At 67.4% G+C, this 14,686-nt stretch carries 11 protein-coding genes; 4 read left to right on the top strand and 7 right to left on the bottom strand.

Going from position 1 to position 14,686, the window contains the following annotated elements; translation table 11 throughout:
• Positions 1-414: 414 nt before the first annotated feature.
• Positions 415-1,011, bottom strand: a complete 597-nt coding sequence (locus IE243_RS11930; protein ID WP_191319604.1) for a J domain-containing protein — start codon at positions 1,009-1,011, stop codon at positions 415-417.
• 824 nt (positions 1,012-1,835) lie between these two features.
• On the opposite strand from IE243_RS11930, the gene IE243_RS11925 reads away from it, so the two are divergent.
• Together IE243_RS11925 and IE243_RS11920 are read left to right on the top strand one after the other, a co-directional pair.
• Complete coding sequence (locus IE243_RS11925) at positions 1,836-2,144, top strand: BolA family protein (protein ID WP_191319603.1); 309 nt, start codon at positions 1,836-1,838, stop codon at positions 2,142-2,144.
• A 113-nt stretch (positions 2,145-2,257) separates the two neighbouring features.
• Positions 2,258-2,725 carry a DUF805 domain-containing protein gene (locus IE243_RS11920; RefSeq protein WP_191319602.1) on the top strand — a complete coding sequence of 156 codons (468 nt, stop codon included), beginning with the start codon at positions 2,258-2,260 and terminating at the stop codon, positions 2,723-2,725.
• Positions 2,726-2,815: 90 nt separating this feature from the next.
• On the opposite strand, the gene IE243_RS11915 is transcribed toward IE243_RS11920, so the two are convergent.
• The 6 genes from IE243_RS11915 to IE243_RS11890 all read right to left on the bottom strand — a co-directional run bounded on the left by IE243_RS11915 (position 2,816) and on the right by IE243_RS11890 (position 12,507).
• Positions 2,816-3,349: a CAP domain-containing protein gene (locus tag IE243_RS11915; protein WP_244643096.1), complete on the bottom strand. Its 534-nt coding sequence runs from the start codon at positions 3,347-3,349 to the stop codon at positions 2,816-2,818.
• Positions 3,350-3,484: 135 nt separating this feature from the next.
• Positions 3,485-6,139: a DUF3772 domain-containing protein gene (locus IE243_RS11910; protein ID WP_191319601.1), complete on the bottom strand. Its 2,655-nt coding sequence runs from the start codon at positions 6,137-6,139 to the stop codon at positions 3,485-3,487.
• Between the two features lie 307 nt (positions 6,140-6,446).
• Positions 6,447-9,566 (bottom strand): efflux RND transporter permease subunit, encoded by a 3,120-nt coding sequence (locus IE243_RS11905; protein ID WP_191319600.1) that lies wholly within the window; start codon positions 9,564-9,566, stop codon positions 6,447-6,449.
• Positions 9,567-9,819: 253 nt separating this feature from the next.
• Positions 9,820-11,049, bottom strand: a complete 1,230-nt coding sequence (locus tag IE243_RS11900) for an efflux RND transporter periplasmic adaptor subunit (RefSeq protein ID WP_191319599.1) — start codon at positions 11,047-11,049, stop codon at positions 9,820-9,822.
• 290 nt (positions 11,050-11,339) lie between these two features.
• Entirely contained in the window at positions 11,340-12,347 is a 1,008-nt protein-coding gene (locus IE243_RS11895) for a site-specific tyrosine recombinase XerD (RefSeq protein ID WP_191319598.1), read from the bottom strand.
• A complete protein-coding gene (locus IE243_RS11890; protein WP_191319597.1) occupies positions 12,337-12,507 on the bottom strand; it encodes a histidine kinase in 171 nt (56 codons plus the stop codon). The genes IE243_RS11895 and IE243_RS11890 overlap by 11 nt, the downstream gene beginning before the upstream one ends.
• 282 nt (positions 12,508-12,789) lie before the next feature.
• On the opposite strand from IE243_RS11890, the gene IE243_RS11885 reads away from it, so the two are divergent.
• Both IE243_RS11885 and aroB read left to right on the top strand, forming a co-directional pair.
• Positions 12,790-13,410 (top strand): shikimate kinase, encoded by a 621-nt coding sequence (locus IE243_RS11885; protein WP_191319596.1) that lies wholly within the window; start codon positions 12,790-12,792, stop codon positions 13,408-13,410.
• Positions 13,407-14,585, top strand: coding sequence for a 3-dehydroquinate synthase (gene aroB, locus IE243_RS11880; RefSeq protein ID WP_191319595.1), 1,179 nt, complete (start codon positions 13,407-13,409; stop codon positions 14,583-14,585). Before IE243_RS11885 ends, aroB begins: the two co-directional genes overlap by 4 nt.
• Positions 14,586-14,686: the final 101 nt, after the last annotated feature.

Here is a 14,686-nt window from a genome sequence, read left to right as displayed (position 1 = left end):
CTGGATCTCAAAGCTCAAACGCATGTCGCCAGGCCCTGGAGCGAGATCCGGTCATATGGCGGCTGAACGCCGCCGCATGACATGGCGACCCATCCGGTCAGGACCGGAGACGGATCCGCCATCTGGATGCCAACGCCGGGACCTGCCCGCTGGGCTGGCCCGGTCCGGCGCTGCTCCTGTGGGCGCGCCGCCAACGGACAGGCGACACCCACAGTTCTAGAACCCGTTTGCCCGGGGGGCAATGTTCCGGGCTCATGACAGGGGCGCCGGAGCGGCGTTTTTGTCGGGATTCGGCGCCGGCGCGACAGGGCGGGCGGGCTGGAGGCTGAAATTCCCCGGCGCGGGCGGTCAATCCGCGGCGTCGCGCCCCCGGGGCGTCCGTCTCCTTCAGTGCATCTGTTTGCTCGCGGGGACTCAGCAGAGGCCCTGGGCGCGCAGTACGCCGTGCGCCTTGATGATTTCCTGGAAGCGCGCCTCGAAGCTGCGGTCGCCGCCATTGGCGTCGGGGTGAAAACGTTTCACCAGCAGCTTGTAGCGCGTCTTGATGGCGGCTGCGTCGGCGCTTTCGTCGAGACCGAGCGTCTCCAGCGCCTTGCGGGCGGCGAGGCCGACGCGCGGCGCGGCGGCGGGATTGCGCTGGGCCGCCGCGCTGCGGAACAGGTTGAAAGGGTCGGCGACCCGTCCGCTGGCGTCGATCTTCGAGCGCATGCCGGCCGAACCCTTGACGCCCATTTTCCAGGTCGGGCGATGCCCCACCTGGTCCGCCTTCTGGTGGCTGGCGACCGAGGCGTCGTCCATGCCATTGAAATAATTGTACGACTGGTTGTAGGCGCGCACATGCTCAAGGCAGAAACACCAGTACTGCCCTTCCCGCTGGCGTCCCTTGGGCGCGCGGTGCACGCCAGGTTCACGGCAGCCGGGATGGTCGCACGCCGGGGTTTTCGGCTGCGGCTCTTCTTCCTTCTTGCGACTGGCGCGAATGCGGTCAAACAGGGGTGAATTGAGATCCATCTGTCCGTGCGTCTTGCAATTCAAGGCATGGTCGGGAGCGGAAGGCTGTCCGTTCCTGACGCGTGCGTCCAAACAAAAAGGCAGGGCGACGTCCAGCCCGGCCGGATGGCGTTTCGCCCTGGGTCATGGCTCCGCCTGGCGCGCTGGGGCCGAGGCCGCCGGCGTCAGAATGGTCATGGTGGCGCAATCCACGGCGCGCCGCGGGTCAGGCCGTATTGCGAGGACGCTGGTGCGTCCGCCATTGCGCGGCTCAAGGCAGCGAAACGCATTTCCGCACAGGAAACGCGGCCTGAGCCTGTCGAAACCCCGATGGGTCGTTGTCGCCGGGGTTTGAGATCGGTTCATTCCGTCTTTTTGAATGAACGCCATATTTTTCCCGCGAAACGTCCGCTCCGCGGGAAAACGCTTTAGCCAGGCGTCGCGACGCCCCGCCGACGGCGCATGGAAAACCATGGCGACAGGGCGGCCAATCCGTGCCGTCGCCGGTTGCGCCGGGATCAATGTTTCCGGCGCGGCGCCCCGCCGCCAATATTGCCAGGCAAATCCCGCCCGCCGTCCCGGTGAGAACCGGGAGGTCTGGCGGGCCGGCATCATACCAGACGCCGACGGCTTGCGCACGCCGGGAAAATGCCCATGCCAACGCCCCTGCAAACCGCCGCCCCAGTCCCCATCTGAAAACAGCAGGCGAAAACGCTGGCGGGCCGGGCTTCTGAAAAGGGCGGCGCCAGTCCGGCGCCGGTGGAAAACGGTGGCCAAAATGGCGCTCACGCCGTACCAGACTGTTCCCGCAGCCCGTCTTGACGGCTCGCCCAAAGGAGCAAACCATGAAGCGCGCAGACCTGATCCGCGACCGTCTTCAGGCGGCGTTCTCGCCGATGGAGCTGGACGTCGTTGACGACTCCCACCGTCACGCCGGCCATGCCGGGGCGCGACCGGAGGGGGAAACCCATTACTCCGTATACATTGTATCGGCAGTCTTCGCAGGCAAGTCCCGGCTGGAGCGCCATCGCCTGGTCAACGCGGAACTGGCTGACCAACTGACGCCGGACCGCATCCACGCCCTGGCGATCACCGCTCGCACGCCGGATGAGCCAGGCAGGGCGGGCGGAGCCCAGCCGCCAGATCGCCTGTAACGGCGCCTGCGCCTGTCGTGGGGACCGGCGAGCGCGGCAGGACCCGCTGCGCGACGCGACCCTGATGGGGCCGTTGCGCGTCCAGCCGGCTTTTGGGGGCATGGGAGGTTGTCTTGGGCGGAGTTTCAATCTGGCACTGGATCGTGGTGCTTCTTGTCGTGGCGCTCCCGCTGGCGTTCCTTCTCCGCAAGGCGCCCCCAGGGCCAAACCGCTTTGGCGCCGCGCCTGGACGGCCGCAGGATTTCCCGGCGGCAATCGCCAGTTTTTTCCGGAATTACGCCACCTTCTCGGGCCGGGCCAGTCGCTCGGAATTCTGGTGGCCGGTTCTCATGCTGGTCGGTGTCTCGGTGATCCTTGGCGTCATCGATCGGTCGGGGGTTCTGGAGATGCTCTGGAGCCTGGCGGTCCTGCTCCCAGGCCTCGCCCTGTCGGCGCGACGCCTTCACGATCTTAACCGCAGCGGCTGGCTGCAATTGCTGTCGCTGTTCGCGCCAGTTGGCGTCATTGGGCTGATCGTCTGGTACGCCACGCCGCCGCGCGATACGAGCGTCGCCAGCGACGTGGAGGCCGTTTTTCGCTAGCGCCCGTGCGGTGAAATCCGGTTCAGCGTGAACGGATTTTTCCCTGGGGCCTGCGGTCAGGCGCGCAGGCGCCGGCCCGGCCGGGACGGTTCAGGGCCCCGCGGTGATCAGCGTCCAGTACACCCGGTATTTCGAGTTGGGCCTGGCGCTGGCGGCGGCCACACCCATGCGGGTGGCGCGTGGGTTCAGCATGGCGGCGTTGTGGGCCGGCGAGTCGCGCCAGCCGGAAAACGCTTCCGCCATGGTGCGATAGCCGGCCGACATGTTGACCATCGGCGCGCTGACGCCGCGGCTGGCGAGCGAGCGGCGCAGGGCGTCGGCGGAGGCCGGGGCGTCGCGACCGGCCATGGCGCCGGCTTCGCTGTTGGCCAGGGCCGTCAGGTCGGGATCGACGCCGAGAGGCGCGAGGCCGTGGCGCTGGCGGTAGAGATTGATGGTCTGCGCGGCGTCAGCCACATCAAGACGCGCGCCCGTTTCGGCAAGGTTGGCGTAGAAGGCCGGCTGGCGCGCGGACGGCGCCTGCGGCTGGCTGGCGCAACCGGCCAGCAGGGCGGCGACGGTCAGCGCCGGAGCCGCGAGGATTCCGGAGCGCAAAGCGGCGGGGGACAGAAAGGCAGGAGGCAAGGGGCCGGCTCCAGGTTCGGAGCACTTTCCAGGAAAAGCGACCGCTTGTGTCAGGAAAATGCGTCCCGTCAATAATGGTGCGCGTGGGCGGGCTTATCCGCGATCAGCGCGCGACGCACCCTGCCTCCGCAATCGTCAAGAGTCCGTTGCCTCAGGCGCCGGAGCTGGGGCTCTGGCCGGGCCGCCCGCCGCCGCCCGCCCGCCGATGACCTGCTGCAGATCTTCGGGCAGCAGCAGTTGCACCTCGCTGCGCGCCGGCCCCGGAGCCACATAAATCCGCGCTTCGGTCAGCGCGGAGAAAATCCGGTAGTTCAGGTCACTGCGGATACGCGACATCGCCTCGACGTCGCTGAAACAGCGCAGGTCGAAGTCCTGGCTCGTGGCGGTGAAATTGCTGAACAGCACCGATGGTTTCGGTTCACGCAGCACGTCCGGATGGGCGTTGGCGCATTTCAGCAGCAGATCGGCCACCACTTGCGGATCCTGCTGGTAGCCGACGCTGACAGTGATGGCGATGCGCCCGGTGCGGTTATTGCGCAGCCAGTTCTTCACCGTGCCCGAGACCAGGGTGGAGTTGGGCACGATGATGGAGGCGCGCTCGAATGTCTGGATTTCCGTGGCCCGGACGCTGATGCGCTTCACATAGCCCTGTTCGGCCCCCACGACGATCCAGTCGCCGACGCTGATCGACCGGTCCCACAGCAGGATCAGACCGGAGACGAAATTGTTGACGATCGATTGCAGGCCGAAACCAATGCCGACCGACAGCGCGCCGGCGACGATGGCGATGCGGTCGAGGCTCAGGCCGAAATTGGCCAGCGTCGCCGCCACCGCGATGAACACGCCCAGATAGCCGGCGGCGGTGGTGATCGAGTTGCGCAGGCCTGAATCGAGATTGGTCGCCGGCAGGAATTTCTGTTGCAACCAGCCCTGGAAGGCGCGGGTGACGATGACGCCGACGACCAGCAGCGCCAGGCCCGACAGGATGCTGACCGGCGAGATGTTGAAGCCGGCCACGTGCAGCCCGAAAAACACGTTGCGGACCGAGCCAATGAAGTCGGTTGACTGGATGCCGAATGGCGCCAGGGCCAGCAGCACGGTGAGCGCGATCAGGGTGATGCGCAACACGCCGGCAAGCACCACGCCCAGTTGCTGCAGCGAGCGTTTGCGCACGCCAACGGTGGTCTGCATCGCCAGCGACATCCGGCTGTTGTCGCCGAACGCCTGGCCAAGACCCTCATCAATGATCACCAGCAGCAGCTTGAGCACCGCGAGCAGGGTCAGCGTCCACAGGGTCTGGTTGATGAGAAAGCTGGCCAGCGGAATGAAGCCCGTCGCCGTTGCGGCGAGCGTCAGCGATCCGATGGTCCAGGCGCCGAGCCGCCACAGGCCGGAGGTGGCGCCGTCGGTCGGCACATAAGGGCCAAGGCTTTGCGCATCGCAGTCGGCGTCATCGCGCATCCGGCGCAGCATGCGCACGAACAGCAGGGCGACGCTGGCGTTGACCACGGCGTCGAGCGCCGTGGCGGTGGCCCGGTCGCCGCCGATAATCTCCAGAATCTCCCCCAGCGCCCAGCCTGTGACCGCCAGGCCCGAAATGGTTGTGAGCGTCGTGGCGATTGGCCCGGCTGTCTGGTCAGGGATATCGAGAATACGCCATTGCGGCGCGTCCGGCGCCAGCAGGGCGACGATCAGCGCCCGCATGAAGGTGACGACGACGATCGCCTCAAGCACGGACCTGATCAGCGGCTCGACGCTGGCAGGCGCCAGATTGCTGCCGTCCAGGCCGAGGTAGACAAACCAGCAGCCAAGCGCGACGGCGGCGGTGTCGCTGACGGTAATGACCAGGCCCGAAACGGCGCGGCGCAACTGGCCGGGCGCATTGTAACTGACGATGCGCACATGCAGCCGCCGCAGCAGGAAGCGCCGGGCCAGCCACACCAGCCCCACAGCCACCAGCGACAGGCCAAAGGGCAGCATGCGCTTGTCGGCGATGCGGGCGTTCAGGGCTGTCAGCCAGTCCGCGCCGATGGCGCCCAGGGCTTTGAGGTTGGAAGCGGCGGAGGCGGCGACATACGTCCACAGCTGTGGGCTGAAAATGCTCCATGAATGGTCGAACAGGGCGTGGGTGAACCGGCTGCGCCGCTCGCCCGCCACCGTTTCGGACAACTGGCTGGCCTGCAGCAGCAAGGCATTGCCGATGCGCGCCATGTCGGCGATTTCGGTGTAGTTGCGCTGCCGGCTTTCGCGCTCGGCGGCGGCTTCCGCTGTTTCCGGCCCGTCCTTCTTCTCGTCCGGCTTGGGGCCAAGCTGGTCGACCAGGGCCTTGGCGGCGTTGGCCCGCTGGGCCAGCGGCCCCAGCGCGTCCTGCAGGGCGGCCGTGGCTTCGGCCAGTTGGATGCGCAACTCATCAAGCTGGGCGTTGGTGTGGTTGCGCCGCGACAGCGAGGTTTCGATCTCCGCCAGGCGGACTTTTTGCTGGTCGAACACCCCGCGCGCCGACGCCAGCAGTTTGGCGCGGGCCTCCGCCGAGATGCGGGCCGCTTCATCGACGGTGGCGGGGGAGGGCGGAGCGGGCGTCGGCGCCCCGGCGGCGGGTTTCGCAGGCGCTGGTTGTTGCGGGCCGGGATTTTGCTGTGTGGATTGCGGCTGGGCCGGACTGGTCTGTCCCAGCGCCAGCTGGCCCGACAGCGCGGCTGCGAACAGCGCCAGCCATGTCAGCGCGATCAACCGTAGTGGACGCCTTGCCCGTCCGCCGCCCTGAAACCGGTCCGCTACTGCGCCTGCCATGCCTGCTCCCGTCTGATGAACCAGAGCGTTTTCCAGCACCGCGTCCAGGCCGCTCCGCCTGGATCATCGCGGCGAACTTGCCGCGGTGATCCAGGTGCAACTTGCCAGGCGCAACTTGCAAAAGCGGGCCGTCACGCCAGACCGCGAAGATGCTGACGCATCCGCGACCCGCAAAGCGTAGGCGCCGCCCGGGCTTCGCCAGAATCCACCGGGTCAGGCCCAGTGAATTCTGGCGTCAGGCCGGAACGCAAAGTCATCCCAAAAAACCTCTCTGGCGCGCAACAATGGCGGAATTTGCGTGATCGCGCTATTCCGCCGGCGTGTGCGCCGCCGGAGGTTTCTTGCGCCGCAGGCGGGCGAAGCCGGCGTTGACCCCCTGGGACAGGCCCTCCATGTAAATGTACAGCACGGGGGTGATGTACAGGGTCAGCAACTGCGACAGCAGCAGGCCGCCGACCACGGCGACGCCCAGCGGCTGGCGCAGCTCGGCGCTTGGCCCATGGCCGATGGCGATTGGCAGCGTGCCGATCAGCGCCGCGAGCGTCGTCATCATGATCGGCCGGAAACGCATCAGGCAGGCCCGGTAAATGGCCTTTTCGGGCGTCTCGCCGCCGCGCTGCAGCTGCAACGCCACGTCGATCATCATAATGGCGTTTTTCTTGACGATGCCAATCAGCATCAGGATGCCGATGATGGCGATGACGCTGAGATCCATGCCGAAGATCTGGAGCGAGATCAGCGCCCCCACCGCCGCCGAAGGCAGGCCGGTGAGAATCGTGAACGGGTGGATGAAGCTCTCGTAGAGCATGCCCAGCACGATATAGATGGTCAGCACCGCGGCCAGCAGCAGCAGGCCCTGATTGCCCAGCGCCGCCTGGAAGATGCTGGCGTCGCCAGACCAGGTGGTCGAAATGGTCGTCGGCAGGTTCATTGTCTGCTTGATGGCGTCGATGCGTTTGGTGGCGTCGCCCAGCGACACGCCGGCCGGCAGGTTGAACGACAGGGTGACGGCGGGAAGCTGGCCAAGCTGGTTCACCGACAGGGTGCCGACGGTGCGGTCGATGCGGGCGAAGGCCCCGACGGGAACCAGCTTGCCGCTGGCCGAACGCACCCGCACCGTGTCGAGCAACTCGTCGCTCCACTGCATGCCGGGATCGAATTGCAGGATCACCTGGTAGCTGTCGCCGGTGCTGTAGATCGTCGAGATCTGCCGGGCGCCGAAGCCGCCGTACAGGGTGGAGCGCAGTCGGTCGGCGTCGACGCCGAGCGCCAGCGCCTTGTCGCGGTCCACGGTCAGGGACGATTGCAAGGCGTTGATCTGCAGGTCGGAAGCGATGTCGAGGAACAGCGGATCGCGGCGCAGCGCGTCGCCCATTTTCGTCGCCCAGCCGTACAATTCGTCCTGGTTCAGGCCCTGCATGACGAACTGGTACTGGCTGCGCGAGCGCGTCGCGCCGAAACGCAGGTTCTGCGTTGGCGTGATGAAGGTGGTGATGCCCGGGATTTTCACCAGTTCGCGGCGCAGGTCGGTCAGGACCTTGTCGAGATGGCCGCGCTCGGTCTTGGGCTTCAGTTCAATGAAGCCGCGCCCCTGGTTGAGGGTGCCGCCGGAGGCGCCGATCACCGAGGCCACATGGGAGACGTGCGGCGAATTGCGGAACACGTTCTCCACCTGGCGTTGCAGGTTCGCCATCTCCTGCAATGAAATGTCCTGACGCGCCTCGGTGTTGAAGTTGAGCTGGCTGATGTCCTCGGTCGGGAAGAACCCCTTGGGAATGGTGATGAACATCCAGACGGTGGCCGCCACCGTGATGACGAACACCATGAAGGTGAGCGGTTTGGCCCGCAACGCCGCCTGAAGCGTGCGGTCATAGGCCGACAGCAGCGCGTCGAAGCCGCGCTCCAGCAGGCCGGCGACGCCGGCGCGCGCCTCGTCATGGGTCAGCGGCGGCGGCAGGATGCGGGCGCACAGCATCGGCGTCAGCGTCAGCGACACGAAGGCCGAGACGAGCAGGGCGCACGACACCACGATGGCGAATTCGTTGAACACCCGCCCGACCACGCCGCCCATCAGCAGCACCGGAATGAACACCGCGATCAGCGACAGGGTCATCGAGACGATGGTGAAGCCGATCTCCCGCGAGCCGTCGAGCGCCGCCTCCCAGGCGGATTTGCCGTATTCCTCCATGTGCCGGTAGATGTTCTCCACCATCACGATGGCGTCGTCGACGACGAGGCCCACCGCCAGGGTCAGCGCCAGCAGCGAGATGTTGTTGATGGAGAAGCCGAACAGATACATCGCCCCATAGGTGCCGATCAGCGAGATCGGCACGGCGAGGCTGGGAATGAAGGTGGCGTAGATGCGGCGCAGGAACAGCAGGATCACCAGCACCACCAGAACAATGATCAGGTAGAGCGTGAACTGGACGTCGGCCACCGCCTCGCGGATCGAGGTGGAGCGGTCGATCAGCGTGTACAGCTGCGCCGCCGGGGGCAATTGCGCCTGGAAGGCCGGCAACATCGCCTTCACCCGGTCCACCACCTCCACCGTGTTGGCGTCGGGCTGGCGGTAGACGGCGAGCACGATCGAGCGCACGCCGTCATAGGTGCTGGCGGTCTTGTTGTTCTCCACCGAGTCGATGACGTTGGCGACGTCGCGCAGCCGCACCGGCCGGCCGTTGGCGTAGGACACGATGATGTCGCGGAACTGGGCGGCCCGCATCATCTGCGTGTTGGTCTGGATGGTAATGCTCTGCCGGTCGTTGTCGATGGTGCCGACCGGCGTGGAGGAGTTGGCGGCGGCGATGGCCTGCTGCAACTGGTCGAGGCCGATGCCGCGCGCGGCGAGGGCGTTGGCGTCCACCTGCACCCGCACGGCGAATTTCTGCGAGCCGAACACCAGCAACTGGGCGACGCCGTTCACCGTCGAGACTGCCGGGGAAATCACCTGCTGGGCGAAGCCATCCAGTTCCGGCAGCGGCAGCGTCGAACTGGTCAGCGCCAGCAGCAACACCGGCGCATCGGCCGGATTGACCTTGCGGAAGCTGGGCAGGGTGGTCATTTCCACCGGCAAACGCCGCTGGGCGGCGGTCAACGCCGCCTGAACGTCGGCAGCGGCCGCGTCGATGTTCCGGTTCAGGTCGAACTGGATATTGATCGTGGTGGAGCCAAGCGAATTGGTGGTGGTGATCTGATCGATGCCGGCGATGGTGGCGAACTGCTTGATCAGTGGCGTCGCTACGGAATTCGCCATGGTGTCCGGCGAGGCGCCGGGCAAGGTGGCGGAGACGGAAATCACCGGAAAATCCGTGCGCGGCAGCGCCGCCACCGGCAGTTGCCGGTAAGCGAACAGGCCGCCGACAAGCAGGGCCGCGCACATCAGGATGGTGGCGACGGGCCGGCGAATGCAGAACTCGGAAATATTCACGTCGCCTTGCTCCTGACGCCGGCCGCCGCCGTGTGTGCCAGAGCGCCTTCAGTGAAATCCGGTTGGCCGGAAGCGCTCTGTTGCTTGGATCGGACGCATTTCGTCGGGAAAGGCGGAGCCCGCGTTTCGCGAAAATGCGCTAGCCGGGCGCGTTGCGGTCGGACGAGACCGGTCGCGCCGTCTGAAAAATCATCATCAAACCTGGACCCTGGAGCGGAGCGTCGGCGTTACGCCGGCGCCGCCTGGTTCAGGATCAGGTGGGATTGCCCTTCTCAGGCCGGGCCCGCGGCGCTCCGGTCCGGGCCATGTCTTCCTTTTCCGCGTTCTTGTCGGGGGGTCGGAGCGTTTCGTTAACCCGCACGCCAGGCCCGACCCGCTGTTGCCCCTCAATGATCACATGCTCGCCAGGGCTGACGCCGCTGGCGATGGCGGTGCGCCCCTCCAGTGCGGCGAACACCTTCACCGGTCGCGAGTCGACCTTGCCGTCCTTGCCCACTACGTAAACGAAGGGCGAGTCCTGGCCCTGCTGCACCGCGACCGTCGGCACGATGGTGGTGTCCCGCCGCTGGTCCAGGTCCATGGCCACGTCGACGAACATGCCGGGCCACAGCCGCAGGTCGCCGTTGGGGAAGGTGGCGCGGGCGACGATGGTGCCGGAGCCGGTGTCGACGGCGTTGTCGACGAAATCAACGATGCTGCTGGCCAGCTCTTCGCCGGAATTCGGCGACATCACCCGCACCGTGGGCGCCTGCCTGAGCATGGCTCCGCGCAGGGCCCCGAGGTCACGTTCCGGCAGGGTGAAGGTGACGCGCACCGGCTGGATCTGGGTGATGGTCACCAGCCCCAGGCCCGAGAGGTCGCCGGCGCCCACCAGATTGCCCGGCGGCACGCGCACGGCGCCGATGCGGCCGGCCATCGGCGCATCGATTTTGGTGTAACTCAGCTGGAGCTTGCTGGCGGCGAGCGCCGCCTGCGAACCGGCGAGCGCGGCGGCGGCGCTGCGGGCGTTGGCGACGGCTAGGTCCACCTGGGACTGGGCGGCGGTGTTGCGCGCCGCCAGTTGCTTGACGCGCTCCTGGTCCGCGTTGGCCCGGGCCAGCAAAGCCGTGTCGCGGGCAACGGCCGCCTCATCGCGGGCAACCGCGGCGCGGGCTTCCTTGTCGTCCAGGGTAAACAGCGGATCGCCCGCCTTCACCATCTGTCCGTCCCGGATGTGCTGTTCGAGGATCTGGCTGGCGATGCGCGAGCGCACCACAACCGATGCGGGCGTCTCGATGACGCCGATGGCGCGGCGCCGCACGGGAAAGGTTTCAGAGGTCGCGGCGGCGGTGATGACGGCGACGCCAGGACGGCCAGCCTGTCCGCGACTCTCCGTGGTTTTCCCGTCGGCTTTTCCGGCTCCGCCCTGATGCCGCGCGTAATACCAGCCGCCACCGGCGACAGCGGCGATGGCCAGGGCGATGACAACAGGGCGCAAACGCATCAGATTCCCGTCCCTTCCGGGCTGCGGGGCGCAGGCCCCGTCTTCATGTGACTGGTCAGCGCTCCGGGGAGACCGGGTCTGGCGCTGCCAGGGCGCAGGGCGCAATGCCGGGCCCATGGGCGTTGTCCGGCGACGCGCTCACTGATTGACCGGGAGCCGTCATGGGCGACGTCAGCCGTCCGGTTCAGGCCATTTCACCGGTCATATTGGCCCTGATATCGGGCCCCTTCATGTCAAACGCCTGTTTTACGTGTCAAATGAGCATTTTGTAATGTTGGCGTCGACACCGGTCAGCTTCGGGCCAGCGGATGCAGGTCGCGCACCACGGATTTCAGCCGTTCGTCCAGCACATGCGTGTAAATCTGGGTCGTGGCGATGTCAGCGTGGCCGAGCAGCTCCTGCACGATGCGCAGATCAGCCCCGTTGTGCAGGAGGTGGCTGGCGAAGGCGTGGCGCAGGACGTGCGGGCTGATCCTGGACGGCGCGATGCCGGCCGCCGCCGCGATGTCCTTCAGATCGCGGGCGAAGGCCTGGCGGGTCAGATGGCCGCTGGCGCTGTCGGAAGGGAACAGCCAGGGACTGGCCGGGGCCGGCGGCGGCGCCTTTTTGGGCCGCCCCCGCTTCGGGGCCGTTTTTTCTCGCGCGGCGTCCGGCGTCGCCTGCGGCATGGGAGCGGCTTCCAGCGCAATGTCCCGCCAGCGTTGCATCGCCAGGCGGGCCGCGTCGGTGAGGGGCGTCAGGCGCTCCTTGCGCCCCTTGCCCATCACCACCAGAAACCGCTCGCGCGTATTCGCGGCCGAGGCTGGCAGCGACACCAGTTCGGACACGCGCATGCCGGTGGCGTAGAGCAGTTCGAGCAGGCAGCTCATGCGGGCGGCGCGCAGCCGCGCCAGCCGGGGGCGCCCGGTGTCTTCGACTCCCTCCCGCGCCGTCGCCAGCAACTGGTCGACCTCGGCGATGGACATGATTTTCGGCAGCGGCCGGCCCAGCTTCGGCCCGTCGATGGCGATGGTGGGGTCGTCGGACCGTTCGCCCTCGCTATAGAGAAACTTGTGCAACTGGCGGGCGGCGGAAAGCCGGCGGGCCGCCGACGAGGCCTTCAGGCCGCGTTCATGCAGGTCGGCGATCCAGCGGCGCACGGCGCTGGCGTCGGCGTCGACCGGCGACAGCCCCTCGCCAGCGAGAAATTCCGTATAGTCGTCGAGATCGCGGCGATAGGCGTCGAGCGTGTTGGCGGCGGCGCCGCGCTCGGACGCCAGCATGTCCAGAAACAGATCAACGGCGGCGTCAGCGCGCATGGCCGGCTCCTGTCGGGGCCTTGCTGTCCGGCGGCAGCCGGATGGTCGTGGTGATTTCGCGCGGCGTCGGCGTGACCAGCGTCGCGAGCGCCGTCATGGCGGCTGCAGCCACCGCGCCGGCGACGGCGAGAATGGCCAGTAGGCGAAAAAGCGTCGGCATCCGGCCCCCGGCGGCGATCCTCGGGCGGTTTCCGATCCATGTGGATCGAAAGCTGCTCCAGACTGTCCTGTTTTGCGCGCATTCTGGTCGACCAGACGATTCCGTCTGGCCGGAAAGCGCCCGAACCCAAACCGGCGCGTGCGAGCGCCCGGATCATATTGCAACCTGTCTGGCAGGGAACAGTTAACGCCCACGATTTTCGCCAGATTTTTCCCGGTTTCACGGGCGCGCGGGGGGCAGTCGCAGCAAGACAGTTTCGTGAAGGCATGGTATCGACAGCCCATGACGTTGCAACAGACTTCCGCTGACAGACCGGACGCCTCCGCCGATTACGAGCGGCTGCGCCGTGGCCTGCGCGGACGCTCCCTGGTTCTGGTCGGCCTGATGGGCTGCGGCAAGAGCACGGTCGGCCGCCGGCTGGCCGCGCGGCTCGACCTGCCGTTCGTGGACGCGGACGCCGAGATCGAGCGCGCCGCCGGCAAGACCATTCCAGAGATCTTCGCCGCCCACGGCGAGCCGTATTTTCGCGATGGCGAGCGCCGCGTGATCGCCCGGCTGCTGGCCGAGGGCGGCCATGTGCTGGCCACCGGCGGCGGCGCCTTCATGGACACCACGACCCGCGCGCTGGTGCGCGCCCGGGGCATTTCCGTCTGGCTGAAAGCTGATCTGGACGTGTTGATGAAGCGGGTGCGCAAGCGCGGCAACCGGCCGCTGCTGCAGACGCCCGACCCGGAAGGGGCCATGCGCCGGCTGATGGATGAGCGCTATCCGGTTTACGCCGAGGCGGACCTTACCGTGCATTCCCATGAAAGCCCGCACGAGGTCGTCGTCGACGACGTGATCGCGGCGGTGCTGGACTATTTGCCGGGCATCCGGCCCATCGAGAAGGACAACCGGGCATGACGACGGCGGCCTCCGCAGCGGCGGCGCAGGCAAAAACGGCTGGCAGCAGCACCGGCGAGCGCGTGATCCGCGTGGCGCTGGCCGAACGCTCCTATGACATCCGCATTGGCCGCGGCCTGCTCGACGGTCTGGGCGACGCCGTCGCCCGTCTGGCGCCTGGCGCCAATGTGGCGATCGTCACCGATGAGAACGTCAATCGCGAGTTGGGCGAACGGGCCCGCGCCAGCCTGGCGCAGGCCGGCCTGCGGGTGGACGCCATCGTGCTGCCGCCGGGCGAGGCCACCAAGAGCTGGCGTCATGTCGAGCAGGTCTGCGAAGCGCTGCTGGCGGCGAAGATCGAGCGCGGCGACATCGTCGTCGCTTTGGGCGGCGGCGTCATTGGCGATCTCACCGGCTTCGCTGCGGCGATCCTGCGGCGCGGCGTGCGTTTCGTCCAGGTTCCCACCTCGTTGCTCGCCCAGGTTGATTCCTCGGTGGGCGGCAAGACCGGCGTCAACTCGCCGCACGGCAAGAACCTGATCGGCGCGTTTTACCAGCCATCGCTGGTGCTGGCCGACACGGCGGCGCTCGACAGCCTGCCGGCGCGCGAGTTTCGCGCCGGCTACGCCGAGGTGGCCAAATACGGCCTGATCGACCAGCCGGAGTTCTTCGCCTGGTGCGAGCAGAACTGGAACGCCGTCTACAGCGGGACGGAGGCGCGCGAATACGCTGTCGCGACCAGTTGCGCCGCCAAGGCCGCTGTGGTCGCCCGTGACGAGACCGAAACCGGCGATCGCGCCCTGCTCAACCTCGGCCACACCTTCGGCCACGCCCTGGAGCGGCTGACGCAATACGATTCCGCCCGGCTGGTTCACGGCGAGGGCGTCGCCATCGGCATGGCCCAGGCGTTCCGCTTCTCCGCCCGGCTCGGCCTTTGCGCCCCGGCTGACGCTGACCGTGTCGCCCGCCATCTGGCGGCCGCCGGCCTGCCGGTGCATCCCACCCAGATCCCCGGCGGCGTCGGGACGGTGGATGAGGTCCTTGAGGCCATGGCCCAGGACAAGAAGGTGTCGCGCGGCGCCCTGACCTTCATTCTGGCGCGGGGCATTGGCCAGAGCTTCATCGCGAAGAACGTCCCGCGCGACGACGTGCGCGCCTTTCTGGAGGCGGATATGGCGGGCGGTCCCGACGTCTGACGCGTTTGCCCCGGCGAACGGGCCGCCGCTGCCTCTTGCGACCGCTGCCTCTTGCGGGGGCCCCAAATGAAAACGCCCCCTTGCGGGGGCGTTTTTGTATC

Origin of the sequence: Camelimonas fluminis, assembly GCF_014656355.1 — a bacterium.
In the GTDB taxonomy this organism is placed as follows: domain Bacteria; phylum Pseudomonadota; class Alphaproteobacteria; order Rhizobiales; family Beijerinckiaceae; genus Camelimonas; species Camelimonas fluminis.
The sequence above is the reverse complement of the archived record's forward strand: the minus strand, read 5'-3'. Positions and strand labels throughout refer to the sequence as shown.